At 77.2% G+C, this 22,193-nt stretch carries 24 protein-coding genes and 1 pseudogene; 10 read left to right on the top strand and 15 right to left on the bottom strand.

Annotated features, from left to right (window positions below; translation table 11 throughout):
* Positions 1-30 precede the first annotated feature (30 nt).
* Positions 31-1,263 (top strand): AGE family epimerase/isomerase, encoded by a 1,233-nt coding sequence (locus P9841_RS05570; RefSeq protein WP_283321066.1) that lies wholly within the window; start codon positions 31-33, stop codon positions 1,261-1,263.
* A 91-nt stretch (positions 1,264-1,354) separates the two neighbouring features.
* Complete coding sequence (locus P9841_RS05565; RefSeq protein WP_283321065.1) at positions 1,355-2,527, top strand: SLC13 family permease; 1,173 nt, start codon at positions 1,355-1,357, stop codon at positions 2,525-2,527.
* On the opposite strand, the gene P9841_RS05560 is transcribed toward P9841_RS05565, so the two are convergent.
* Positions 2,524-3,240, bottom strand: coding sequence for a helix-turn-helix domain-containing protein (locus P9841_RS05560; protein WP_283321064.1), 717 nt, complete (start codon positions 3,238-3,240; stop codon positions 2,524-2,526). The genes P9841_RS05565 and P9841_RS05560 overlap by 4 nt on opposite strands.
* A gap of 84 nt (positions 3,241-3,324) precedes the next feature.
* On the opposite strand from P9841_RS05560, the gene P9841_RS05555 reads away from it, so the two are divergent.
* The 3 genes from P9841_RS05555 to P9841_RS05545 all read left to right on the top strand — a co-directional run bounded on the left by P9841_RS05555 (position 3,325) and on the right by P9841_RS05545 (position 5,688).
* On the top strand, positions 3,325-4,356 hold the full coding sequence (locus P9841_RS05555) for an NAD(P)/FAD-dependent oxidoreductase (protein WP_283321063.1): 1,032 nt from the start codon (positions 3,325-3,327) through the stop codon (positions 4,354-4,356).
* A 100-nt stretch (positions 4,357-4,456) separates the two neighbouring features.
* Positions 4,457-5,131: an SAM-dependent methyltransferase gene (locus P9841_RS05550; protein WP_283321061.1), complete on the top strand. Its 675-nt coding sequence runs from the start codon at positions 4,457-4,459 to the stop codon at positions 5,129-5,131.
* A 77-nt stretch (positions 5,132-5,208) separates the two neighbouring features.
* Positions 5,209-5,688, top strand: a complete 480-nt coding sequence (locus P9841_RS05545) for a heme-degrading domain-containing protein (protein WP_283321060.1) — start codon at positions 5,209-5,211, stop codon at positions 5,686-5,688.
* A gap of 2 nt (positions 5,689-5,690) precedes the next feature.
* Here the strand turns inward: P9841_RS05545 and P9841_RS05540 are convergent, their stop codons facing one another.
* The 7 genes from P9841_RS05540 to rpmB form a co-directional block, all read right to left on the bottom strand.
* Positions 5,691-6,338 carry an alpha/beta hydrolase family protein gene (locus tag P9841_RS05540; protein ID WP_283321059.1) on the bottom strand — a complete coding sequence of 216 codons (648 nt, stop codon included), beginning with the start codon at positions 6,336-6,338 and terminating at the stop codon, positions 5,691-5,693.
* A 73-nt stretch (positions 6,339-6,411) separates the two neighbouring features.
* Positions 6,412-6,582: a 50S ribosomal protein L32 gene (rpmF, locus tag P9841_RS05535; protein ID WP_283321058.1), complete on the bottom strand. Its 171-nt coding sequence runs from the start codon at positions 6,580-6,582 to the stop codon at positions 6,412-6,414.
* The gene (gene ykgO, locus P9841_RS05530; RefSeq protein WP_283321057.1) at positions 6,582-6,704 is read right to left on the bottom strand and encodes a type B 50S ribosomal protein L36; all 123 of its coding nucleotides are present in this window, start codon (positions 6,702-6,704) and stop codon (positions 6,582-6,584) included. The genes rpmF and ykgO overlap by 1 nt, the downstream gene beginning before the upstream one ends.
* Positions 6,701-6,973 (bottom strand): type B 50S ribosomal protein L31, encoded by a 273-nt coding sequence (locus tag P9841_RS05525; protein ID WP_283321056.1) that lies wholly within the window; start codon positions 6,971-6,973, stop codon positions 6,701-6,703. The genes ykgO and P9841_RS05525 overlap by 4 nt, the downstream gene beginning before the upstream one ends.
* Before the next feature lie 10 nt (positions 6,974-6,983).
* Positions 6,984-7,289, bottom strand: a complete 306-nt coding sequence (gene rpsN, locus P9841_RS05520) for a 30S ribosomal protein S14 (RefSeq protein WP_283321055.1) — start codon at positions 7,287-7,289, stop codon at positions 6,984-6,986.
* Positions 7,289-7,456 carry a 50S ribosomal protein L33 gene (gene rpmG / locus P9841_RS05515; RefSeq protein WP_283321054.1) on the bottom strand — a complete coding sequence of 56 codons (168 nt, stop codon included), beginning with the start codon at positions 7,454-7,456 and terminating at the stop codon, positions 7,289-7,291. The genes rpsN and rpmG overlap by 1 nt, the downstream gene beginning before the upstream one ends.
* Positions 7,456-7,692: a 50S ribosomal protein L28 gene (rpmB, locus tag P9841_RS05510; RefSeq protein ID WP_283321053.1), complete on the bottom strand. Its 237-nt coding sequence runs from the start codon at positions 7,690-7,692 to the stop codon at positions 7,456-7,458. The genes rpmG and rpmB overlap by 1 nt, the downstream gene beginning before the upstream one ends.
* 51 nt (positions 7,693-7,743) lie before the next feature.
* On the opposite strand from rpmB, the gene P9841_RS05505 reads away from it, so the two are divergent.
* Both P9841_RS05505 and P9841_RS05500 read left to right on the top strand, forming a co-directional pair.
* Complete coding sequence (locus P9841_RS05505) at positions 7,744-8,841, top strand: CobW family GTP-binding protein (protein ID WP_283321052.1); 1,098 nt, start codon at positions 7,744-7,746, stop codon at positions 8,839-8,841.
* Between the two features lie 101 nt (positions 8,842-8,942).
* Complete coding sequence (locus tag P9841_RS05500; RefSeq protein WP_283321051.1) at positions 8,943-9,212, top strand: DUF7218 family protein; 270 nt, start codon at positions 8,943-8,945, stop codon at positions 9,210-9,212.
* 9 nt (positions 9,213-9,221) lie between these two features.
* Here the strand turns inward: P9841_RS05500 and P9841_RS05495 are convergent, their stop codons facing one another.
* Positions 9,222-10,220 (bottom strand): metal ABC transporter substrate-binding protein, encoded by a 999-nt coding sequence (locus P9841_RS05495; RefSeq protein ID WP_283321050.1) that lies wholly within the window; start codon positions 10,218-10,220, stop codon positions 9,222-9,224.
* A 143-nt stretch (positions 10,221-10,363) separates the two neighbouring features.
* The gene (aztD, locus tag P9841_RS05490; RefSeq protein ID WP_283321049.1) at positions 10,364-11,710 is read right to left on the bottom strand and encodes a zinc metallochaperone AztD; all 1,347 of its coding nucleotides are present in this window, start codon (positions 11,708-11,710) and stop codon (positions 10,364-10,366) included.
* A gap of 196 nt (positions 11,711-11,906) precedes the next feature.
* Between aztD and P9841_RS05485 the strand changes: the two genes are divergently transcribed.
* Positions 11,907-13,892: a cation:proton antiporter domain-containing protein gene (locus P9841_RS05485; RefSeq protein ID WP_283321048.1), complete on the top strand. Its 1,986-nt coding sequence runs from the start codon at positions 11,907-11,909 to the stop codon at positions 13,890-13,892.
* Between the two features lie 145 nt (positions 13,893-14,037).
* Here P9841_RS05485 and P9841_RS05480 read toward each other — a convergent pair whose 3' ends face one another.
* From P9841_RS05480 to P9841_RS05470, 3 genes and pseudogenes are all read right to left on the bottom strand, one after another.
* Positions 14,038-16,302: a putative bifunctional diguanylate cyclase/phosphodiesterase gene (locus P9841_RS05480; RefSeq protein WP_283321047.1), complete on the bottom strand. Its 2,265-nt coding sequence runs from the start codon at positions 16,300-16,302 to the stop codon at positions 14,038-14,040.
* Positions 16,303-16,600: 298 nt separating this feature from the next.
* Positions 16,601-17,089, bottom strand: a pseudogene (locus P9841_RS05475) (metallophosphoesterase family protein); the annotation flags it as partial.
* A gap of 44 nt (positions 17,090-17,133) precedes the next feature.
* On the bottom strand, positions 17,134-19,521 hold the full coding sequence (locus P9841_RS05470; RefSeq protein ID WP_283321046.1) for an ATP-binding cassette domain-containing protein: 2,388 nt from the start codon (positions 19,519-19,521) through the stop codon (positions 17,134-17,136).
* Positions 19,522-19,636: 115 nt separating this feature from the next.
* Here P9841_RS05470 and P9841_RS05465 point away from each other — a divergent pair, with 115 nt between their 5' ends.
* The gene (locus P9841_RS05465) at positions 19,637-20,278 is read left to right on the top strand and encodes a hypothetical protein (protein ID WP_283321045.1); all 642 of its coding nucleotides are present in this window, start codon (positions 19,637-19,639) and stop codon (positions 20,276-20,278) included.
* Between the two features lie 107 nt (positions 20,279-20,385).
* Positions 20,386-21,126, top strand: a complete 741-nt coding sequence (locus P9841_RS05460; RefSeq protein ID WP_283321044.1) for a YcnI family copper-binding membrane protein — start codon at positions 20,386-20,388, stop codon at positions 21,124-21,126.
* A gap of 178 nt (positions 21,127-21,304) precedes the next feature.
* Here P9841_RS05460 and P9841_RS05455 read toward each other — a convergent pair whose 3' ends face one another.
* Together P9841_RS05455 and P9841_RS05450 are read right to left on the bottom strand one after the other, a co-directional pair.
* Positions 21,305-21,511, bottom strand: coding sequence for a hypothetical protein (locus P9841_RS05455; protein ID WP_283321043.1), 207 nt, complete (start codon positions 21,509-21,511; stop codon positions 21,305-21,307).
* Between the two features lie 124 nt (positions 21,512-21,635).
* Entirely contained in the window at positions 21,636-22,127 is a 492-nt protein-coding gene (locus P9841_RS05450) for a MarR family winged helix-turn-helix transcriptional regulator (protein WP_283321042.1), read from the bottom strand.
* Between the last annotated feature and the right edge of the window lie 66 nt (positions 22,128-22,193).

The raw sequence follows: 22,193 nt of genomic DNA, 5'->3' as shown, positions 1-22,193 counted from the left end.
GCCGGCGCGGGTGTGACTAGGGTGACACCCATGACGTGGCTGACGACGCCCGCGCACGCCCGCTGGCTGGAGACCGAGACCGACCGCCTGCTCGCCTTCGGGAGGGCGTCCGTCGCGCCGTCCGGCGGGTTCCTGCGCCTGGACGACGTCGGGCGCCCGCTGCCCGGCCCGGTCGAGCTGTGGATCACCTGCCGGATGACGCACGTCTACGCCCTCGCTCACCTCATGGGACGGCCGGGGAACGCGGCGCTCGTCGACCACGGGCTCGCGGCGCTGGACGGCCTGTTCCGCGACGCCGAGCACGGCGGCTGGTACGCCGAGGTCGACGCCGACGGCACGCCCCGCGACACCGAGAAGGCGGCCTACCCGCACGCGTTCGTCGTGCTGGCCACGTCGTCGGCGGCCGCGGCCGGGCGTCCCGGCGCCGAGGCGCTGCTGCGCGAGGCCCTGGCGGTGTCCGAGCAGCGGTTCTGGGACGAGGAGGCCGGCATGGCCGTCGAGTCCTGGGACCGGACGTTCACGCACCTCGACGGGTACCGCGGCGTCAACGCCAACATGCACACCGTCGAGGCGTACCTGGCCGCGCACGGCGTGACCGGGCAGCGGGTGTGGCTCGACCGCGCCGTGCGGATCCTCACCCGCGTGGTGCACGGCTACGCGCGGGGCAACGAGTGGCGGATCCCCGAGCACTTCGACGCCCGCTGGGAGGCCGACCTGGAGTACAACGCCGACACCCCGGCCCACCCGTTCCGGCCGTACGGCGCGACGATCGGGCACTGGCTCGAGTGGGCGCGTCTCACCCTGCACGCCCGGGCCGCGCTCACCGCCGCCGGCGACGTGGCGCCGACGTGGATGCTCGACGACGCGGTCGCCCTGTTCGACGCCGCCGTGCGCGAGGGCTGGTCGGTGGACGGCGCCCCCGGGTTCGTCTACACGGTCGACTGGTCCGGGAAGCCCGTCGTGCGGGAGCGGATGCACTGGGTGGCGGCCGAGGCCGTCGCGGCGGCCGCAGCGCTGCACGCGGCGACGGGCGACCAGCGGTTCGACGACTGGTACGTCACGTGGTGGGAGTACGTCGCCGAGCACCTGCTCGACCACGAGGGCGGCTCCTGGTGGCACGAGCTCGGCACCGACAACCGGGTGTCGCGCACGGTGTGGGAGGGCAAGGCCGACCTCTACCACGCGGTGCAGGCGACGCTGATCCCGCGGCTGCCGCTCGCGCCGGTCATCGCCCCCGCTCTCGCGCAGGGGCTGCTGGACTGAGGCCGCCGGGGTCGCGGCGCCGGACCTGGCGCGCGGCGCACCGGGCCGGACCTGCCGCGCGGCGCGCGGGGCGGGGTCCTAGAGTCACGCCGTGTCCCGGAGCCGGCGGTCCGTCCCGTGGTGGGTCGCCGCCGTCGTGGTGGCGGCCCTCCTCGTGCTGACGGGGGCGCTCCCGCGCGCCGACGCCGGCGCCCTGGCCGAGCGCGTCGGGCCCGTCCTGCTGTTCGTCGCGGCGCTGACCGTGGTCGCGGAGCTGTGCGGCGCGGCGGGGCTGTTCGACGTCGCGACGGACGCGGCGTCGCGGTCGGCCGGCGGGCGGCGGTGGCTGCTCTGGCTGCTGCTCGTCGTCATCGCCGTGGCGTCCACGGTCCTGCTCTCGCTCGACACCACCGCGGTGCTGCTGACGCCGCTCGCCATCAGCCTGGCCCGCCGCACCGGCACGTCGCCGCTGCTGCTGGTGCTCACGGTCGTCGCGCTCGCGAACACCGCGTCGCTGCTGCTGCCGGTGTCCAACCTCACGAACCTGCTCGCCGACCACCGGTTCACGGACGCCGGGGTCGGCTACCTCGGGCTGATGTGGGCTCCCGCGCTCGCGGCCGTGCTGGTGACGGTGGCCGTGCTCGCCGTGCGCGGGCGGGCCGACCTGCGCGGACGGTTCGAGCCCGGGCCGCGCTACGTGCCGCCCGACCGGGCGCTGCTGCGCGTCACGGGCGCGACCACCGTCGTCATGGCCGCGGGCTTCGTCGCCGGGCTGCCGGTGTGGGCAGTCGCGCTCGCGGCGGCGGTCGTCCTGCTCGCGGCCTTCGCCCTGCGGCGCCGGGCGCTCCCGGTGCGCCCGACGCAGCTCGTGCCCTGGCGGATGCTGCTGGTGGTCGCCGCGCTGTTCGTGGTCGTCGAGGCGCTGCACGTGCGCGGGCTCGGCGAGGCGCTGGTCGCCGCAGCGCCCGGGGGAGACGGCACGGGCGCCCTGCTGGGCGTCGCCGCGCTGTCGGCCGGCGCGGCGAACGTCGTGAACAACCTGCCGGCGTACCTGGTGCTCGAGCCCGTCGCCGCCGACAGCCCGCTGCGGCTCGCCGCCGTGCTGATCGGGACGGGCGTCGGCCCGCTGCTGACCCCGTGGGCGTCGCTCGCGACCGTGCTGTGGTGGCAGCGCTGCCGGCAGGCGCTCGTGCACGTGCCCGTGCGGGCGTTCGTCGTGCAGGGGCTGTGGCTGGCGCCGCTCGCGGTCGCGGGGGCGGTGCTCGCGCTCGCGGTGACGGCCTAGCGGGAGCCGCCGGGGCCGCCCGCGTCGTCGGCGCCCGGCGCGGCCCTGCGCCGGGTGGACCGGGCACGCACGTGCATGCGCTCGCCCTGCGGGCCCCACAGGCTGAGGACCTCCGCCGGGCCGGGGCCGGGGTTGGTGAACCAGTGCGGCACGCGGGTGTCGAACTCCACGGCCTCGCCGGCGTCCACCAGCAGGTCGTGCTCGCCGAGCACCAGGCGCATGCGGCCGGACAGCACGTACATCCACTCGTAGCCCTCGTGGGTGCGCGGGTCCGGCGGGCCGGGGTGGAGGCCAGCCGGGAAGACCATCTTGTAGGCCTGCAGCCCGCCGGGGCGGCGGCTGAGCGGCACGTACGTGACGCCGTGGCGCTCGAACGGCGACAGGTGCACGCGCGGGTCGCCCGTCGCGGGCGCACCGACCAGCTCGTCGAGCGGCACCTGGTGCGCGCGGGCGAGCGGCAGCAGCAGCTCCAGCGTGGGGCGGCGCTGCCCGGACTCGAGCCGGGACAGCGTGCTGACGGAGATCCCGGTGCTGCGGGAGAGGTCCGCGAGCGTGCTGCCGCGTCGCTGCCGGAGGTCGCGCAGCCGCGGGCCGACGGCCTCGAGGACGGGCTCGAGGTCGTCCGGCGCCGGGTCGGCCGGGGTGTGCTGCCGCCGGGTGGCGGTGCGCTCGCCCTGCGGGTCGTGGGCGCGGCGTGCGGTGCGGTCGGGCATGACCCCAGTTTGCCGATCCGGCAACGGTGTTTGTCAATGTGGCGCCGCGCGCGCAGGCTCGTCACGACGACGGAGGAGGACGGGATGGACGAGGACCGGTACGACGTCCTGGTGGTCGGCGGCGGGGCCGCGGGCCTGAGCGGGGCGCTGACGATCGCGCGCGCCCGCCGCAGGGTGCTGGTGGTGCACGACGGCACGCCGCGCAACCTGCCCGCGGCGCACATGCACGCCTACCTGGGGCTCGACGGCCTGCCCCCGGTCGAGCTGCTGGCGCGCGGGCGCGCGGAGGTGCAGGGGTACGGCGGCGAGGTCGTCGAGGCACGCGTGGCCGACGTCCGGCGGGACGGCGACGGCTTCCGGGCCGTGCTCGACGGCGGGCGCGTGGTCCGCGCACGCCGCGTGCTGGTGGCGACGGGCCTGGCCGACGAGCTCCCCCTGGTCGACGGGCTCGCCGACCGCTGGGGCCGCGACGTGCTGCACTGCCCGTTCTGCCACGGCTGGGAGGTGCGCGACCGGGCGGTGGCCGTCCTCGGCTCCGGTCCGGTCGCCCTGCACCAGGTCCAGCTCTGGCACGGGTGGACGCGGGACCTGACGCTGTTCCTGGACGGCGGCGAGGACCCCGACGACGCCGGGTGGGAGCGGCTCGCCGCGCTCGGCGTGCGGGTGGTCGACGGGCGCGTCGCGGGCCTGGAGGTCACGGCCGGCGCCGTCTCCGGGGTGCGGCTGGCGTCCGGGCCGGTGCTGCCGTGCGACGCCGTGGTGGTGGCCACGGGGCTGTCCGCGCGGCTCGACGGCCTCGAGGGCCTGGGGCTGCCGACGGCGCCCGTGACGATGGGCGGGCGCCGCATCGGCACCGCCGTCGAGGCGGGGCCCGACGGCGCCACCGCGGTGCCGGGCGTCCGGGTCGCCGGGAACGTCACCGACCTGCGGGCGCAGGTGCAGGTCGCGGCCGCCGAGGGGCTCGCCGCGGGTGCCGCGTTCGTGGGCGAGCTCGCCGCGGAGGACGCCGACGCGGCCGTCACGCGGTACCGGCGGGAGCAGGCGGGGCCGTTCTCCGCGGCGTCCGAGCGCGCCCTCGCGGACCGGCTCGCGGGCGACGGGCGGCACGGGCTGTGAGTCGCGGGACGGGCGGGCAGGCGGGACGGGCGCGGGCCGGGAGCACCCGGCGCGCGACCGCGGGCAGGACGACGAGCGGGACCGACGGCAGGAGGACGGCATGAGCGACCACGACCACGGGCACGGGCACGGCGGCGACCCGGGAGAGGTCCGCCACGACCGGGAGTTCTGGGAGGAGCGGTACCGGTCGGCGCCGCAGGTGTGGAGCGGGCGACCGAACCCCTCCCTCGTGGCGGAGGCGGGGGCGCTGCCGCCGGGCCGCGCCCTGGACGTCGCGTGCGGCGAGGGCGGGGACGCCCTGTGGCTGGCGTCCCGCGGCTGGCGGGTGACCGCGGTGGACCTCGCGCAGACGGCGCTGGACCGGGTGCGGGCCGCGGCCGAGGCGGCCGGGCCGGACGTGGCGGAGCGGGTGCGCACCGAGCGCGTCGACATCGCCGGGTGGGACGCGGGGGAGGGCGCCTTCGACCTCGTCACGACGCACTTCCTGCACCTGCCGCCCGACGTGCGGGCCGCGGCGTTCGGGACGATGGCCCGGGCGACCGCTCCCGGCGGGACGCTGCTCGTGGTGGCCCACCACGCGAGCGACCTGGCCACGACGATCGGCCGGCCCGACGTGCCCGAGCTCTTCTTCGAGCCCGAGGACGTGGTGGCGGCGCTGGCGCCGGGCGCCTGGGACGTGCCGGTGGCGGAGGCGCGCCCGCGGCAGGTCGTGGACCCCGACGGCCGGGAGATCACCATCCGGGACACGGTGGTGCGGGCCGTGCGCCGCCGCTGACCGCGACCTTCCCGGACCGCGGCGCGCGTCCTGCCACCCGCCCCGCCCCCCCCCGGGCGGGTGGCAGGATCGCGGGCATGAGCGACGACAGCGACGTGCGGGCCGTGATCGCCGAGGTCGAGCGGCAGGAGCGCGAGCTCCGGTTCGCCACCTTCACGAACGACGACGCGTGGGAGCTCGGCTGCCTGCTGGTCCGCCTGGCGACCGAGCGGGACCTGCCGGTGACGGTGGACGTCCGCCGGGGCACCCAGCAGCTCTTCCACGCCGCGCGGCCGGGCACCGTGGCGGACAACGACACCTGGGTCGAGCGCAAGGTGCGGGTCGTCGAGCGGTTCGGCACCTCGTCGTACCTGCAGGGCCTGCGGGCGCGGGCGAAGGGCACGACGTTCGCCGCGGCGCACGACCTCCCGCTGCAGGAGTACGCGGCGCACGGCGGGGCGTTCCCGGTGCACGTCGAGGGCGTCGGGGTGGTGGGCGCGGTGACCGTGTCGGGCCTGCCGCAGGCCGACGACCACGCGCTGGTGGTCGAGGCCGTCCGGACGTTCCTGGACGGCTGAGGTCAGCCGGCGGGCGGCACCGGGAGCACCGACGGCAGCCAGTCGCGCACCGCGGCGGTGACGGCGGGCAGGTCCGCCTTGAGGCCGTGGTCGCCGCGCACCACGACCACCCGGCGGCCGGGCGCCTCCGGCGGGACGCCGTACGGGTCGGTCGCGCCCTGCACCACGAGGACGGGGACCTGCGGGGTCTCGAGCTCGGGGAGGCGGCTCGGCAGGTCCGGGCGGCCCGGCGGCTGTGTCGGGAACGCCAGGCAAAGCACGCCGGCGGCGCCGGTGGCGGGGGCGGTGCGGCACGCGGTGCGCGCGCCGGCGGACCGGCCCCCGGTCACCAGCGGCACGCCGGGCAGCCGGTCGCGCACCCCCGCGACGGCCGCGGACCAGGCCTCGTCCAGCGCGGCCGGGCGCGGGCCGACGCGCTTGCCGGCGACGCGGTAGGGCTGCTCGACCAGCGCGACCGCCAGGCCGAGGCCGGTCGCCAGCGCGGTGACCGCGAGCAGGTCGGGGGCGCCGACGCCACCCCCGGCGCCGTGCCCGAGCACGAGCGCGCCGGGCGCGGGGGCGGCTCCGGGCGGGAGGTGCAGGTGCGCGCGTGCCGTCCCCTGCGGGGTGTCGAGGTCGAGCAGCTCGGCCGGGACGTCGTCGCGCGCCATGCCCCGCACGGTAGCGCGGGGCACGGCGCGCGGGTCCGGACGGCGGACCGCCGGCCCGGACGGGCGGGTCCCGTCAGGCCGGGTCCACCAGGCCGCGCTCCACGGCGCGGACCAGCCGGCGGGGGACCTCGACGGTCCGCCCGTCCGGGGTGCGTGCCGTCGCGAGCGGCACGGGGGTCGCCTTCCACCGGGAGCGGCGGGAGCGGGTGCTGCTCCGGGAGAGCCTGCGCTTGGGGACGGCCATCAGCCCTGCCTGGCCTTCCAGCGGGGGTTCTTCTTGTTGATGACGAAGGTCTTCCCGTGGCGGCGGACCACGATCGAGCCGTCCTTCTTCTTCAGGGACGCCAGGGAGGCGCGGACCTTCATCGGGTCTCCTCGGGGGTGGTGGGCGCGGTGATGCCGTAGCGCCGGCGGAACTTCTCGACGCGGCCGGCGGTGTCCAGGACGCGGGACCTGCCGGTGTAGAACGGGTGGCTCGCGGAGGACACGTCGACGTCGACGACGGGGTAGGTGTTCCCGTCCTCCCACTCGACGGTCCGGTCCGAGGTCAGCGTGGACCGGGTCAGGAACGCGAAGCCCGCGCTGACGTCCCGGAACACCACCGGGTGGTAGTCGGGGTGGATGCCCTGCTTCATGTCGTCCTCCTCACCAGCTGGACTTCGTGACGCCGGGCAGCTCGCCGCGGTGGGCCATCTGCCGCATCCGGACGCGGGAGAGCCCGAACTTCCCGACGTAGCCCCGGGGGCGGCCGTCGGCGGCGTCGCGGTTGCGCACGCGGGTGGGGCTGGCGTCGCGGGGCAGGGCCTGCAGGGCGGCGCGCGCCGCGACGCGCTCGGCCTCGGGCAGGTGCGGGTTCACGGACGCGGCCTTGAGCTCGCGGCGCCGCTCGGCGTAGCGGGCGACGACGGCCTTGCGCTGCTCGTTCCTGGCGATCTTGCTCGTCTTGGCCATCAGCGCTCCTCCTTGAAGTCGACGTGGCGGCGGACGACCGGGTCGTACTTCTTCAGCACGATCCGGTCGGGGTCGTTGCGGCGGTTCTTGCGGGTGACGTAGGTGGAGCCCGTCCCGGCGGTGGAGCGCAGCGTGACGATCGGGCGGACGTCGGCGGCGCGGGCCATCAGAGCCTCTCCCCGCGGGCCAGGATCCGGGCCACCACGACCTCGATGCCGAGCTTGTCGACCGTCTTGATGCCCCGGGCCGAGACGGTCAGCGTCACGTGCCGCCCGAGCGAGGGCACCCAGTAGCGCTTGCGCTGGATGTTCGGGTCGAACCGCCGTTTGGTGCGCCGGTGGGAGTGGGAGATCGAGTGGCCGAACCCCGGGGTCGTCCCGAGGACCTGGCAGTGAGCGGACATGGGCTCAGCATACTAATGAGAATCGTTTGCGACAAGCGCTAGGCTGGCCCCATGACGCCGACGACCCTCACCGTCCTGGCCACCGTCGACCCCCTGCTGCGCGACGCCGTCGCGTTCGGCGTGGTGACCGACCGCCCCCGCACCGTCGTGCTGCGGCACGACATCGTCGACGGGCCCGACGGCGGCGGCATCCGGCGCGTCGTGGCGGACGCGGGCGGCGTGCTCGAGGACGTCCTCGTCCCGCTCGCGCACGCGTGCCTGAGCTGCTCGGTGCGGGAGGACGCGGTGCCGACCCTCGAGCGTCTCGCCCGCGACGGCCGCTGGGACGCCGTGCTGCTCGCCCTGCCCGTCTCCGCCGAGTCCCTGCCCGTCACCCGGGCTCTCGGGGCCGCGGCGCGCGAGGGCGGCCGGCTCCGCGGGCTGCGGCTCGCCCGGGTGGTCGCGGCGCTCGACCTGGCGACCCTCGAGCACGACCTGCTCGGCGACGACCTGCTCGCCGAGCGCGGGATCGCGCTGACCGAGGACGACGAGCGCGGCGTCGGCGAGGCGCTCGCGGCCCAGGTGGCGCACGCCGACGTCCTGCTGGTCAGCGGCGACGCCGCCGAGCACCCCGTCGCCTCCGACCTGCTCGACCACGTCCGGGCCGCGGACGGCCTGCGGGTCGACGGCGTGTGGGGCGTCGACGCGGACGTGCTGCTGTCCGGGCGCCACGACGCGGCGGCGGCGGAGCGGCGACTGGACCCGCGGGCGGCGGCGCCGGTGGCCGGGGCTCCGACCGCCCACGGGGTGTGGACGCTCGACCTGCGCGCCGACCGTCCGCTGCACCCCGACCGTCTCGTGGCCGAGGTCTCCCGGCTCGGGGGCGGGAGGCACCGCAGCCGGGGGCACTTCTGGGTGCCCACCCGGCCCGACTCCGTGTGCGGCTGGGACGGCGCGGGCAGACAGCTCAGCATCGGCGAGATCGGCACCTGGGGTCGCGGCACGCCATCGACCCGGCTGGTCTTCACGGGCGTGGACGACGTGCGCGGCGACCTGCTCGCCGCGTTCGAGGACGTCCTGGTGTCCGCCCGGGAGCACGCCCGGGGCCTGCACGCGTGGCTCGGGCGCGAGGACGTGCTCGCGCCGTGGCTCGGGGACCGCGCCGCCTGATCGCGGTCCGGTCGCCGCCCGTGCCCGCCGTGCGGATGCGGGCGGGCACGGGCTGGGGCAGTGTCGGAGGGGTCAGCACCGCCGACAGCCAGGAGGCCGCCATGCCGCGTCGTGACCCCGGTCCGGGTGTCAAGGACAAGGAGCTGTACGAGGAGCTCCGGGACGAGGGCAACAGCAAGGAGAAGGCCGCGCGGATCGCCAACGCGGCCGCCGCGCGCGGACGGTCGTCGGTCGGCCGCAAGGGCGGCGAGTCCGGCTCCTACGAGGACTGGACGGTCGCGGACCTCCGCAAGCGGGCTGCCGAGATCGGCATCGACGGACGCTCCTCGATGAGGAAGTCCGAGCTCGTCGACGCGCTCCGGTCGCACTGAGGCGGACCGTCAGCCGCCGCAGGTCAGGCCGGTGGCCAGCGCGTCCAGGTTGTCCCGCATGACGTCCAGGTAGTCGCGGTCGTCGTCCTCGGCCATGCCCTCCAGCGGGTCGAGGACGGCCGTCGCGACGCCGAGCTCGTCCGCGAGGGTCTGCGTGACCTTCGGGCTCACGAGCACCTCGAAGTACAGCGTCCGCACGCCCTCGTCCCGGACGACCGCGGCGACGTCGCGCAGCCGGGCGGGGGAGGGCTCCACCTCGGGGTCCACGCCGGACAGCCCGACCTGGTGCAGCCCGTACCGCTGCGCCAGGTAGCCGAACGCCTCGTGCGAGGCCACGAGCGTCGCCCCCCGGCAGGACGCGAGGCCCCCGGCCAGGTCGGAGTCCAGGGCGTCGAGGTCCGCCTCGAGGTCCGCGGCGCCCGCCGCGAAGTCCGCCGCGTGCGCCGGGGCCACCTCCGCGAGCGCGTCCGCCACCTGGTGCCCGACCTGCGCCAGCCGCGCCGGGTCGAGCCAGAAGTGCGGGTCGGGCGCCCCGGAGCCCGACCCGGCCCGCGTCCCGTCCGGTGCGGGCTCGAGCGCGGCCGCGCGCGCCGTGTCGACCACGTGCGCCGGGCTGCTCGCGGCGACCGCCTCGTCGGTCGCCGCCTGGAAGCCCGACAGGTAGACGACGAGATCCGCGTCGCCCAGCCGCGAGACGGCGCTGGGCGAGAGCTCCAGGTCGTGCGGCTCGCCCCCGGGCGGCGTGAGCGAGCCGACGGCCACGTGCTCGCCCCCGACGCGCTCCGCCACGAACTGCAGCGGGTAGAACGCCGCGACGACGTCGACGCGGTCGTCGTCGCCCGCGGGTGCGCACGCCGCCAGCGCGAGAGCGGCGGCGACGGTTGCCCCGGTGCGTGCGGGGCGTGCCGTGCGCGCCGGTGGGCCGCACGCCGCGGTGCGCTCGGGCGTCGCGGCGGCGTGCGGGCCGGCGTGCGGGTCGAGGTGGGTCTGCTGGTGGGGTCGGGGCACGGGGTCCTCCCGGGTGCAGGGGTGCGGGGGTGCGAGGTGCGGGGACGCGGACGGCCGCGCGCGGAGCGGGCCGGAGCGTGCGTCGCTCCGGGCCTCGCTCCGGCGCGCGGCCGGGTGTGGTGGCGGGCCGGTGCGCGGTCGCGTCAGCCGGCGTTCTCGTCCTCGTGGTCGTGGTCGTGGTCGTGCTCGTCGTTGTGGTCGTGCTCGTCCGCGTGGTCGTCGCCGTGGGCGTGCGGCACGGCGCCGGAGACGCCGGTGATCTCGTTGGGCTCGACGTCGAGCGTGGTCGACAGCCACACCTCGCCGGACACCACGTCGACCGCGTGCACGCTGCGCGTGGCGGGGTCGGTGACGTAGACCGACCCGTCGAGGACGGTCAGCGCGGGCCGGGGGGACTGCCACTCGTCCGGCTCCTCCCAGGCGTCGACCACCGGGATGGAGCGGACCAGGGTGCCGGACACGGGGTCGATGACGTGGAGCGAGCCGTCGGTGCCGAGCACGAGGGCCTCGCCGTCCTCGCCGCGGGCGAGCGACCGGAACGTGTAGGACGAGGGCAGGTCGACCAGGCGGAGGCTGCCGTCACGGGTGTCGATCAGCGAGACGCGGGTGGGGCGCTCGAGCTCCGCGTCTCGGTCGGACTTGTAGTCGCCCAGCACGACCGGCGACTCCTCGGTCCCGGCCTGGTTGCCGATGCGGCCGTAGGCGTCGGGCGCGGCGACCTTCGTGATCGTGCCGCCGGCGTACACCACGGCGCCGTCCTCGCAGCCGATCACCACGGCCTCGTCGGCGGCGACGGCCTCCCCGTGCACACCGGGGCACTCCTGCGTGGCGGCCACCTCCTCGCCGTGGGCGTCGAGCACGCGGATGCCGGTGCGGGCCTCCTCGGTCCCCTCCGACACGACGAGCGTGCCGTCGGAGAGCTCCACCGCGACGCCGTGGTGGGCGCTGGGCGTGGTCAGCTCCCGCGCCGGGGCGTCGGGGTCGGCGACCTGGTCGGAGTCGAGCACCGTGATCGCGCCCGTCCCGTCGTCGAACAGCGCCGTGCGGCCCTCGTGCGGCACGACGTGGCCGGGCTTCTCGGCGGCCCAGCGCACGTCGGTGAGCACCGGGTCGCTCGTGTACGCGTGGGCGTGGTCCCCGTGGGGCTCGGACCAGGTGCCGGCGTCCAGGACCTGGAAGCCCCCGGTGGTCGTCACGAGCACGTGGCGGTTGTCGCCCGCGCCGTTGACGCGGGTGAAGCCCTCGAGCGGCAGGTCGGCCACGACCTCGAGGCTGTCGGCGTCGAGCACCTGGACGCCGCCGTCGTAGGTCAGGACGAGGCGCGGCTTCGCGGTCGCGACCTCGGTGGCGGAGGGTGCGGACGAGGTCGGGTCGGGCGCGGGTGCGGCGGTGTCGCCGGCACCGGTGCTGCAGGCCGCGAGCAGGGCGGCGGACACCCCGAGGCCGAGGGCGCCGAGGACGCGCGGACGGGGACGGGTGGTTCGGATCATGGCGCGACGCTAACACAAATGATACCCGTTCTCATTTTTGCACAGCCGTGACCTGGACGCGCACGAGACGGCACCCGGCCCGGCGGGTCACACTGGGCGCCATGACGCCAGCAGCCCCGGCCCCCGCGGTGCCGTCCGAGCCGTCCTCGCGCCCCGCACGCCCCGCGGGACCCCTCCGTCGCGCCGGGGTCGCCTGATGGACCTGCTGCTCGTCGCGCTGATCGTCGCGGTCGCCGTCATCGGGGTCACGGCCCTCGCGCCGAAGGTGGGCGTCGCCGCACCGCTGCTGCTCGTGCTGCTCGGCGTCGCGATCAGCCTCGTGCCGGCCGTGCCCGCCGTGGAGATCGAACCGGAGTGGATCCTCGGCGGCGTGCTGCCGCCGCTGCTGTACGCGACGTCGGTCTCGATGCCGACCATGGACTTCCGGCGCGACCTGACCGCGATCAGCGGGCTCTCGGTCGCGCTGGTGGTGGTGACCTCCGTGGTGCTCGGCCTGGTGTTCTCCTGGCTGATCCCCGACGTCACGCTCGCCACCGGCATCGCCCTGGGGGCCGTGCTCAGCCCCACGGACGCCGTCGCGACCTCGATCGTGCGCCGCTCCGGCGTCAGCCCCCGCGTCGTCACGGTGCTGGAGGGCGAGAGCCTGCTGAACGACGCCTCCGCGCTGGTGCTGCTGCGCTCGGCCGTCGCCGCCACGGCCGCCTCCGTGACCCTGTGGGGCGTGGTCGGGGACTTCGTGTTCGCGGTGGCCGTCGCCGTGGTGGTCGGCGCGTCCGTCGGCAAGGCGAGCCTCTGGCTCCGCACCCGCGTGTCCGACCCGCACCTGACCACGGCCATCTCGTTCCTCGTCCCGTTCATCGCCTACCTCCCGGCCGAGAGGCTCGGGGCGTCGGGCCTCGTGTCGACGGTCGCCGCGGGCCTCGTCGCCGGGTCGGGCAGCGTGCGGCTGCGCCCGCAGGACCGCATCGCCGAGGCGGCCAACTGGCGCACGCTGGAGCTGCTGCTCGAGGGCGCGGTGTTCCTGGTGATGGGGCTCGAGGTGTACGGCCTGGTCGAGGAGGTCCGCGGGGAGCACGGCAGCCTCTGGCTGGCGCTCGGGCTGGCGGCGCTCGCGGCCGTGGTGGTGCTGGTGGTGCGCACCGGCTACGTCACGTTCCTGGTGCGCACCCTGTCCCGCCGGGCGCGCCGGGGGGCGGGGGTGCGCGGGCTCCTCACCGCGGCCAACGACCGGGTCGACGCGTTCAGCAGGATGACGCCGGAGGAGCGCGCGCAGGTCTGGCGGCAGGGCCCGTCCGGGACGACGTGGCGCGCCGGGTCCGACCCGCTCGCGGAGCGCGGCGCCGGGGTCTCGGAGGCCGCCGCGGCAAGCCCGCCGGGGGCCGGGGCGCCGGACGGGACGGCCGCCGCGGCACCGTCGGAGGCTCCCACGGTGCCGCCGGCGCCCTCGGCGCCCTCGGCGCCCGCCCGGGAGGACCTGCGCCGGGCACTCGGCCGCCGGCGCTGGACGCGCAAGCCGCGCGCCCGGGCTGACGAGACCCCCGAGACGCGCACGAGCCGCGTGCGCGCCCGCATCACGCGGCGGATCGCCGACATCGACTACCTGCAGGCCGAGCCGCTCGGTGCCCGTGAGGGCGTCGTCCTGGTGTGGGCGGGGATGCGCGGCGTGGTCACGCTGGCCGCCGCCCAGTCGCTGCCGCGCGAGACGCCGCACCGGGCGCTGCTGATCCTCGTGGCGTTCACGGTCGCCGCGGGCACCCTGCTGGTCCAGGGCGGCACCCTCGCGTGGGTGGTGCGGCGGCTCGGGCTGTCGCGCGACGGCACCGACGACCGGGCGGACCTCGACCGGCTGGTGGTCGAGATGTCACGGGCGGCCGCCGAGCTGCTGGGCGACCCGGACCTGCGGCGCCCGGACGGGACGCCGTACGCGCCGGCGGTGCTCGAGCTGGCCCGGCGGGTGGCCGAGCGGCAGGCGGAGGAGGTGGACGTCGAGGTCGACGCCGACACCGACCGCGCGTCCGTCGCGGCCCAGGTGCGCGAGCTGCGGCTGGCGACGCTCGACGCCCAGCGCGCGGCCCTGCTCCGCGTGCGGGACCTCGGCACGGCCTCGTCCGGGGCGCTGACCGAGGCGCTCACGGTGCTCGACGCCGACCAGATCAGCCTGGAGCTGCGCGCGCACGAGTGAGCGGTCCGGCGCGGCCGGGGCGGAGCCCCGCGCGAGGTCGCGGCGTCCGCCGGGGGCTCCGGGGGCTCCGGGGGCCGGGGGTGCTCAGCGAGCTCCGGGTGCTCGGCGTTCCGGGGGCTCCGGGGGCTGGGGGTGCCCCGGGTGCTCAGGGCGCGGCGACGGGCTCCGGCGCCTCGGCCCTGCCCGGGCCCTCCGTGGCCTGCGGCGCCGCCGTCGCCGCCCGGGCCGACGGCGGGACGAGCCGCGCCGCGAACACCTCCGCCGGCTCGGGGCGCCCGAACGCCCACCCCTGGGCGCGGTCGCACCCGAGCTCCCCGAGCAGCGTCGCCGTGGCGGGGTCCTCGACCCCCTCGGCGACGACGCGCATGCCCAGCGCGTGCCCCAGGTCGACGGTCGAGCGCAGGATCGCGGCGCACACCGCGTCGGCGGCGGCGGGGGCGACGAAGGCCCGGTCGATCTTCAGCGTGGAGAACGGCAGCCGCCGCAGGTAGTCGAGCGACCCGTAGCCGACGCCGTAGTCGTCGACGGCGAGCCGGATGCCCAGGTCGGCGAGCGCCCGCAGCGTGCGCTCCGCCCCCGGTCCGTCCCGCATCGCCATCGTCTCCGTGACCTCGAGGGTCAGGGCCTGCGGCGGGAGCCCGTGGCGGTCGAGCGCGGCGCGCACGTCGTCGACCAGCCGCGGGTCCTCCAGGTCCTGGGCGGACACGTTGACCCCCACGACGAAGTCCGCCTGGTGGACCCGCCACTCGGCGCAGCGGGCGAGCGCGACGTCGAGCACGTGCAGGGTCACCGGTCGCACGAGGCCGGTGCGTTCCGCCGCGGGGATGAACGCGGCCGGGCCGAGCAGGCCGTGCTGCGGGTGCTGCCACCGGACGAGCGCCTCGGCCCCCGTGACGAGGGCGCCCCGCACCGTCACGACGGGCTGGAAGTGCACGACGAGCTCGCCACGCCCGACGGCCGCCGCCAGCCCGCGGAGCAGGTCCGCCTCCGGCAGCGTGGTGGCCCCGGCCTCCCCGCCGCCGTCGCAGTGCGCGCACGCCACCCGGTCGGGGCGGCGGCGCGCCTCCGTCAGCGCCGCGTCCGCGTCGGCGATGAGAGCGGGCAGCGACGCGGGCCGGCCGGGTGCCAGCGCGACGCCGATGAGCGCGCGGGTCGGCAGGTCCATCCCGCGCGCCCGCACCGGCGCGGCCAGGCGCGCCTGCAGGTCGCGGGCCGCGCCGCAGCCCTCCGCGGGCGTCGTGACGTCCAGCGTCACCGCGTACACGTCGCGTCCGAGCCGGGCGACGCGGGACGTCGCGGGCGCGAGGTCGTCCAGGAGGTGCGCGACCGCCACCAGCAGGTCGTCGGCGACGCCGTAGCCGAGCGTCTCGACGACGTCCCGGTAGCCGTCGAGCGAGACGAGCAGCAGGACGGGGACGGTGCCGGGCGGCGCCTCCGCCGCGGGCCTCTCGACGTGCGCGGCGAGGCCCGCGGTGTTCGCCAGCCCGGTCAGGGGGTCGGTGACCGTGAGGTGCGCGAGGTGCGCGTTCTGCCGGCTCAGCGTGCGCACCAGGCCGCCGAACCGCAGCAGCAGGGCGGTCATCATCACGATGCCCACGGTGCAGGCCTCGACGATGCGCAGCGGAGCGCCGGTCAGGGCGCCGACCAGGAGCGTGCCCGGGATGACGGCGCACGACGCGGCGACCAGCGCGATCTGCCCGACGGTCAGGTCGGCGGACGGCCGCGCGGGCGCCTCGGAGGCCGCCGACGGGTGACGGCCGGCCGCGGCCATCAGCACGTACCCGCCGAGCCACAGGGTGTCCAGCGGGTGCAGGTACCGGTCGAGGGACGGCACGGCGGGACTGAGCTGGAACAGGACGTCCGCCACCAGGATCAGCAGCACCGCCCAGGTCGCGTGCACGTGGGCGGCGGTGCGCCGGCCGGACGCCGTGGCGGTGCGCGCCAGGACCACCAGCAGCAGGGCGTCGCCCAGCGGGTAGAGCGCGCCCACGAGCGTCGCCGCGGGCGCCGTGCTGAACTCCGTCACCGCGGGCCCGAGCACCGCGAGCCACAGCAGCAGCACCGGGCCGCCGGTGACCAGCAGCGCGTCGAGCACCCAGACGGGCCGCCGGCCGGGCGGGGCGGGGAACGCGCGGACCATGCCGGCGGCGAGCAGCGGGTACGAGGCGACGTACGCGACGTCCGCGACGGACGGGAACGGGGACACGCCCAGGACCCGGTCCAGCACGGTCCACACCAGGTCCCCGAGCACCCAGGCCGCGAGGCCGGCCGCCAGCAGGCGCCAGGCGCGGCGCCGGCCGGGGGGCATGCGCGAGGCCGCGCGCGCGAGCACCACCACGCAGGCGGCGCCGATCGCCACGAACAGCGCGTCGCGCGGGGCGCCGTCCGGCAGCAGGGCGTGCACCAGCATCCATCGCCCCGCCGACGACTGCGACCCGCGGGGGCGCCCACCTGCCAGGTCGCCCGGTCATGATGGTGTCATCGGCTGCCGGGGGCGGTTCCTGACCCCGGGAGCGGGTGGTTCCCCCGGGTGTCACAGCCGCGCAGGTCAGCCGCGCAGGTCAGCCGTGATCGCGACCGACCGGGGACGTGCTCGCCGCGGACCCGCGCGCGATGGGTCCGTTCGCCGCGGCCCCGCCCGACGTCGGAGCGCTCGCCGCCGGACGGCCGCCCGGCCCGCCCGCGGGCGCCGCCGGCCGACGCGGCGCCACCGGGTGCAGCGTGACGTCGCGCAGCGCGCCGTCCACCACCCGCGCGGTGAGGTACGTGCCGGTGGGCTGCCGCCGCCGGTCCGTCGGGGACCCCGGGTTGAGCAGCCGCAGGCCGCCCGGCGCGACCGTGTCCCACGGGATGTGGCTGTGCCCGAACACCAGCACGTCGGCGTCCGGGAACGCCTCGGCGCAGCGCGCCTCGCGGCCGGTCCGCGGGCCGGTCTCGTGCACGACGGCGAACCGCAGGCCCCCGAGCGTCGCGCGCGCCACCTCGGGCAGCCGGGCCCGCAGGTCCGGTCCGTCGTTGTTCCCCCAGCACGCGACGAGCCGCCGGGCGCGGGCCTCCAGCGCGTCGAGCAGGTCGACGTCCACCCAGTCACCCGCGTGCAGCACCACGTCCGCCGCGTCCACCGCCGCCCAGACCTCGGCCGGCAGGTCGCGGGCCCGTCGCGGGACGTGGGTGTCGGCGAGCAGCAGCAGCTCCACCGCCGTCCCGCGCCCGGCGTCCCCGCCCGCCGCGTCCACGGTCGTCACGCCCCGACGTAGGCGGCCAGGTGCTCGCCGGTGAGCGTCGACCGGGCCGCGACCAGCTCCGCGGGCGTGCCCTCGAACACCACGCGACCACCGTCGTGCCCCGCGCCCGGGCCGAGGTCGATGATCCAGTCCGCGTGCGCCATGACGGCCTGGTGGTGCTCGATCACGACGACCGTCTTGCCGGCGTCGACCAGCCGGTCCAGCAGCCCGAGCAGCTGCTCGACGTCCGCGAGGTGCAGCCCCGTGGTCGGCTCGTCGAGCACGTACACGCCGCCCTGCTCGCCCATGTGGACGGCCAGCTTGAGGCGCTGCCGCTCGCCGCCGGACAGCGTGGTGAGCGGCTGCCCCAGCGTCAGGTAGCCGAGGCCGACGTCCGCGAGCCGGGCCAGGACGGCGTGCGCGGCCGGCGTCCGGGCGTCGCCCTCCGCGAAGAACCGCTCCGCCTCGGTCACGGGCAGCGCGAGCACGTCGGCGATGTTCCGGCCGCCGAGGGTGTACTCCAGGACGGACGCCTGGAACCGCCGGCCCTCGCACTCCTCGCACGTGGTGGCGACGCCGGCCATCATGCCGAGGTCGGTGTACACCACCCCGGCGCCGTTGCAGGTGGGGCAGGCGCCCGCCGAGTTGGCGCTGAACAGGGCGGGCTTGACGCCGTTGGCCTTCGCGAACGCCTTGCGCACCGGCTCCAGGAGGCCGGTGTAGGTGGCCGGGTTGCTGCGGCGGGACCCGCGGATCGCGCCCTGGTCCACCGTCACGACGCCCTCGCGCCGCGAGACCGACCCGTGGATCAGCGAGCTCTTGCCGGACCCGGCGACGCCCGTCACGACGGTCAGCACGCCGAGCGGCACGTCGACGTCGACGTCCCGCAGGTTGTGCGTCCGGGCGCCGCGGACCTCGAGGACGCCCGTGCGCCGCCGCACGGCGGGCTTGAGCGTGGCGCGGTCGTCCAGGTGCCGCCCGGTCAGCGTGCCGCTCGCGCGCAGGCCGGCGACGGTGCCCTCGAACACGATCTCGCCGCCCGCCGAGCCCGCCCCGGGGCCGAGGTCGACGACGTGGTCGGCGACCGCGATCGCCTCGGGCTTGTGCTCGACGACGAGCACGGTGTTGCCCTTGTCGCGCAGCCGCAGCAGCAGGCCGTTCATGCGCTGGATGTCGTGCGGGTGCAGGCCGATGGTCGGCTCGTCGAACACGTACGTGACGTCGGTGAGCGACGACCCGAGGTGCCGGATCATCTTGGTGCGCTGCGCCTCGCCGCCGGACAGCGTGCCGGACGGCCGGTCGAGCGAGAGGTAGCCCAGGCCGATCTCGACGAAGGAGTCGAGCGTCTCCCCGAGCGACTCCAGCAGCGGAGCGACGGACGGCTCCTCGAGGCCGCGCACCCACGCCGCGAGGTCGCTGATCTGCATCGCACAGGCGTCGGCGATCGACAGGCCGTGGACCCTCGAGGACCGCGCGCCCTCGTTGAGCCGCGTGCCGTCGCAGTCGGGGCACGTCGTGAAGGTGACCGCCCGCTCGACGAACGCCCGGATGTGCGGCTGCATGGCGTCGACGTCCTTGGCGAGCATCGACTTGCGGATCTTGGGGATCAGGCCCTCGTAGGTGAGGTTGATGCCCTCCACCTTGATCTTCGTCGGCTCCCGGTGCAGCAGGTCCGCGAGCTCCTGCTGCGTGAAGTCCCGGATCGGCTTGGTCATGTCGAAGAACCCGCTGCCGGCGAAGATGCGGCCGTACCAGCCGTCCATCGTGTAGCCGGGCACCCGCAGGGCGCCGTCGGCCAGGGCCTTGTCGGCGTCGTACAGCTCGGCGAGGTCGAAGTCCTGCACCGTGCCCCGGCCCTCGCACCGCGGGCACATGCCGCCCGTGACGCGGAACTCGCGGCGCTCGGCGACCGGGGCGCCGCCCTTCTCCACGGTCACGGCCCCCGCGCCGCTGACGGAGGCGACGTTGAACGAGAACGCCTGCGGCGGGCCGAGGTGCGGCTGCCCGAGCCGGCTGAAGACGATGCGCAGCATCGCGTTCGCGTCCGTCACGGTGCCGACCGTCGAGCGCGGGTTCGCCCCCAGGCGCTCCTGGTCGACGATGATCGCGGTGGTCAGCCCGTCGAGGACGTCGACGTCCGGGCGGGCGAGCGTCGGCATGAAGCCCTGCACGAACGCGCTGTAGGTCTCGTTGATCATCCGCTGGGACTCGGCGGCGATGGTCGCGAACACCAGCGAGCTCTTGCCCGACCCGGACACGCCGGTGAACGCGGTGAGCCGGCGCTTCGGCAGGTCGACGCTCACGTCGCGCAGGTTGTTCTCGCGAGCGCCGCGGACGCGGATGCGGTCGTGGCTGTCGGCGACGTGCGGCCCGGTGGGCGTCCCTGCGGGCGTCTCGGTGGTCATCGGGTCTCCTCTGCTCGGGCCCCAGTGTGGCCGACGGGTCCGACACCGGTCGTCGTCCGGAGCGGGTGTCGTGCGACCAGGACCAAGGTCCCGGTCGTGGAGTACGGTCGGCGGCGTGGACCGCCCGCCCCCGTCACGCGCGCTCGCCGTCGGGCGCCTGCTCGGCGTGGCGGTCACCGTGCTGGGCCTCGGGTCGGGCGCGCACGTGCTCGGCGGCGGCGGCGCCCCGACGGCACCGGCGCTGCTGCTCGCCGGCGTGCCCGTGCTGCTCGGCTCGACGGCGCTCTCGCGCCGGCCGCTGACCGTCCCCGTGCTGCTGCCGGCGGCCCTCGCGGGGCAGCTCGGGGTGCACGCCACGCTGACCTGGCTGTCCGGCCCGGCGCGGCCCGGTGCGCTGCCGCCGGACGGGCCCGGTGCCCACCACGGTGCCGGGGCGGTGGCGGCGGGCGGCCTCGTCGACGCCGCCCACGCCCACGCCCACGCCCACGGCACCGGCACCGGCATGCTCCTCGCCCACGCCGTGGCGGTCGTCGCGGCCGTGCTGCTGCTGACCGCGACGGACCGCGGGGCCAGCGCGCTGCTGCGGCGCTGGACGGCCGTGCTGCCGGCGCTGACCGCCGGGCCCGCCGTCGCCGTGGCGCCGCGGCCGGCGCCCGTGCGCCCCGAGGTCGTCCGCCCGCGCCCGCCCGCGGTGCACCGGGGCGGGGCGGTCCGCCGCGGTCCGCCGGTGCCGGTGCCTGCCGCGACCGCCGCCTGACACCCCCCGGCCGGCCGCCGGGCGGGACCGGCCCCGGTCGCGTCGTCCTCGCGCGCCGCCCGTCCCGGGCGCCGCCGCGCGTCCCGTCGCACCCGGAAGGCACCACCATGTCCGCACCTCGTCCTGCCCGCGCCCGCGCGGCGTCCCTGCTCGCCTCGGCCGCCCTGGCCGGCGCGCTCGTCCTGCTGCCCGCCGCCGCCGCGTCCGCCCACGTGCGCGTCGTCCCGGAGTCCACCGCCGCGGGCGGGTGGACGGTCCTCACGTTCCGCGTGCCCAACGAGTCCCCGACGTCGGCGACCACCCGCGTCACGGTCGACCTGCCCACCGCCACGCCCCTGAGCTCGGTGTCCACGCGCCCCGTCGCGGGGTGGACCGCCACCGTGGAGGAGGGGGAGCTGCCCGAGCCCGTCGACGTCGGCGGGGCGACGCTGACCCGCGCGCCGGTGCGCGTGGTCTGGACGGCGCAGGGGGAGGGGATCGGTGACGGCGAGTTCGAGGAGTTCGAGCTCTCCGTCGGCCCGCTGCCGGAGGCGGGGACGCGACTGGTCCTGCCGGCCCACCAGGAGTACGCCGACGGCGAGGTCGTCGACTGGGACCAGGTGGCGGACGGCGACGCGGAGCCCGACCACCCGGCACCCGAGCTCACCACGACCGCCGCGGGGGAGGCGCACGGGAGCCACGACGGGGCGCGCGCGACGGCTGCCGGCGCGGACGACGCCGCGACGGCGGCCGCGGACGCGGCCGCCGACGTGCCCTCCCGCGTCCTGGGCGGGCTCGGGCTCGTGGCCGGGGTCGCGGCGCTCGTCGTCGCGCTGAGCGGTCGGCGCCGGGGGAGCGCGCCGCGCTGACCCGGCCGCGGTCGGCGCGGGGCCGTGGCGCCGGGCTCCGGGGTGCCCCCCGGGCCCGGCGCCGGCCCCGCGGGGCAGACCGCGCGCGGCGGGTCGTCCCGGAGCGCTCGCCCCGGAGCGCTCGCCCCGGGGTGCTCGTCCAGGGGCGCTCGCCCCGGGGGGGGGGGGGGGGGGGAGGTCAGCCCGAGACCGGGCGCTCCACGAGGTACGACCGCCCGTCCGCGCCGGCGACGCGGACGAACTCGGTGCGCAGCGCGAGGTCGCGCTCGCGGTCGGCGTCGGCGACCTCGCGGTCCGGTGCGAGCGGGTCGCCGACCTGCGCGGGGCCGAACACGCTCAGCAGCGCCGCCTCGCGCTTGTCCTGCGCCCTGCCGATGGTCGCCATCGCCGTCCCTCTTCCGTGCGTCCCCGGGTGGTGCCGGTCGTGCCGTCCGCGCACCGGGCGCCGCGGGAGCGGCGCCCGGCCCATTGTGCCCCGGCGCCGCGTGCGACCGGCCGGGGCGTCCGCCTCAGCCGCCGAGCGCCTGCTCGACGACGGCGCAGGGGTGCTCGTCCGGGTCGCGGTACCCGCACGCCGCCCGGCGCAGCAGGGCGCAGACGGTGCCGCGCTCGGACGGGTCCAGGGCGCCGAACACCGCGTCCTCCGCGTGGGCCACGCGCTGCTCGAGGTCGGCGAGCAGCCCCTCCGCCTCGGGGGTGGCCAGGACGCGCCGCTGGCGGCGGTCGACCTCGGCGACGCGCCGCGTGACCAGCCCGGCGCCCTCGAGGTCGTCCAGCAGGTAGGTCATCACGGTGCGGTCGATGCCGAGGCTGGCGGCGAGGGCGGCCTGGCTCGGGTGGGCCCCGCGCACCACCTCCCGCAGCACGAGGAACCCGCGGAACCCGTGCGGCACGTCCGCGAGCGCCGACGCGAGCCCGCGCTCGTACGCCCGGAGCAGCACGCCCAGCGACCAGCCGAGGTCGGACTGGCGGGTCTCGGTCCCGGTCTCGATCGCGGTCATGGTCGCCGATGGTACGCCGGTCGCGTGGTTGTGCCAATGATCTGTGCGACATACGATCGTGTGAGC

The organism is Cellulomonas sp. ES6 (genome assembly GCF_030053835.1).
GTDB lineage: Bacteria > Actinomycetota > Actinomycetes > Actinomycetales > Cellulomonadaceae > Cellulomonas.
This window is presented reverse-complemented; position numbering and strand designations above follow the sequence as displayed.

What these genes read in the sequence shown, in the direction of transcription:
- P9841_RS05485 (WP_283321048.1), top strand. Translation starts at nt 11,907, where the DNA reads ATGGACCTGCTGCTCGTCGCGCTGATCGTCGCGGTCGCCGTCATCGGG.
- P9841_RS05450 (WP_283321042.1), bottom strand. Translation starts at nt 22,127, where the DNA reads ATGACCGCGATCGAGACCGGGACCGAGACCCGCCAGTCCGACCTCGGC.
- P9841_RS05570 (WP_283321066.1), top strand. Translation starts at nt 31, where the DNA reads ATGACGTGGCTGACGACGCCCGCGCACGCCCGCTGGCTGGAGACCGAG.
- rpmF (WP_283321058.1), bottom strand. Translation starts at nt 6,582, where the DNA reads ATGGCCGTCCCCAAGCGCAGGCTCTCCCGGAGCAGCACCCGCTCCCGC.
- rpmG (WP_283321054.1), bottom strand. Translation starts at nt 7,456, where the DNA reads ATGGCCCGCGCCGCCGACGTCCGCCCGATCGTCACGCTGCGCTCCACC.
- P9841_RS05470 (WP_283321046.1), bottom strand. Translation starts at nt 19,521, where the DNA reads ATGACCACCGAGACGCCCGCAGGGACGCCCACCGGGCCGCACGTCGCC.
- P9841_RS05560 (WP_283321064.1), bottom strand. Translation starts at nt 3,240, where the DNA reads ATGCCCGACCGCACCGCACGCCGCGCCCACGACCCGCAGGGCGAGCGC.
- P9841_RS05500 (WP_283321051.1), top strand. Translation starts at nt 8,943, where the DNA reads ATGCCGCGTCGTGACCCCGGTCCGGGTGTCAAGGACAAGGAGCTGTAC.
- P9841_RS05555 (WP_283321063.1), top strand. Translation starts at nt 3,325, where the DNA reads ATGGACGAGGACCGGTACGACGTCCTGGTGGTCGGCGGCGGGGCCGCG.
- P9841_RS05525 (WP_283321056.1), bottom strand. Translation starts at nt 6,973, where the DNA reads ATGAAGCAGGGCATCCACCCCGACTACCACCCGGTGGTGTTCCGGGAC.
- P9841_RS05505 (WP_283321052.1), top strand. Translation starts at nt 7,744, where the DNA reads ATGACGCCGACGACCCTCACCGTCCTGGCCACCGTCGACCCCCTGCTG.
- rpsN (WP_283321055.1), bottom strand. Translation starts at nt 7,289, where the DNA reads ATGGCCAAGACGAGCAAGATCGCCAGGAACGAGCAGCGCAAGGCCGTC.
- P9841_RS05455 (WP_283321043.1), bottom strand. Translation starts at nt 21,511, where the DNA reads ATGGCGACCATCGGCAGGGCGCAGGACAAGCGCGAGGCGGCGCTGCTG.
- P9841_RS05550 (WP_283321061.1), top strand. Translation starts at nt 4,457, where the DNA reads ATGAGCGACCACGACCACGGGCACGGGCACGGCGGCGACCCGGGAGAG.
- P9841_RS05480 (WP_283321047.1), bottom strand. Translation starts at nt 16,302, where the DNA reads ATGCTGGTGCACGCCCTGCTGCCGGACGGCGCCCCGCGCGACGCGCTG.
- P9841_RS05540 (WP_283321059.1), bottom strand. Translation starts at nt 6,338, where the DNA reads ATGGCGCGCGACGACGTCCCGGCCGAGCTGCTCGACCTCGACACCCCG.
- aztD (WP_283321049.1), bottom strand. Translation starts at nt 11,710, where the DNA reads ATGATCCGAACCACCCGTCCCCGTCCGCGCGTCCTCGGCGCCCTCGGC.
- rpmB (WP_283321053.1), bottom strand. Translation starts at nt 7,692, where the DNA reads ATGTCCGCTCACTGCCAGGTCCTCGGGACGACCCCGGGGTTCGGCCAC.
- P9841_RS05545 (WP_283321060.1), top strand. Translation starts at nt 5,209, where the DNA reads ATGAGCGACGACAGCGACGTGCGGGCCGTGATCGCCGAGGTCGAGCGG.
- ykgO (WP_283321057.1), bottom strand. Translation starts at nt 6,704, where the DNA reads ATGAAGGTCCGCGCCTCCCTGGCGTCCCTGAAGAAGAAGGACGGCTCG.
- P9841_RS05460 (WP_283321044.1), top strand. Translation starts at nt 20,386, where the DNA reads ATGTCCGCACCTCGTCCTGCCCGCGCCCGCGCGGCGTCCCTGCTCGCC.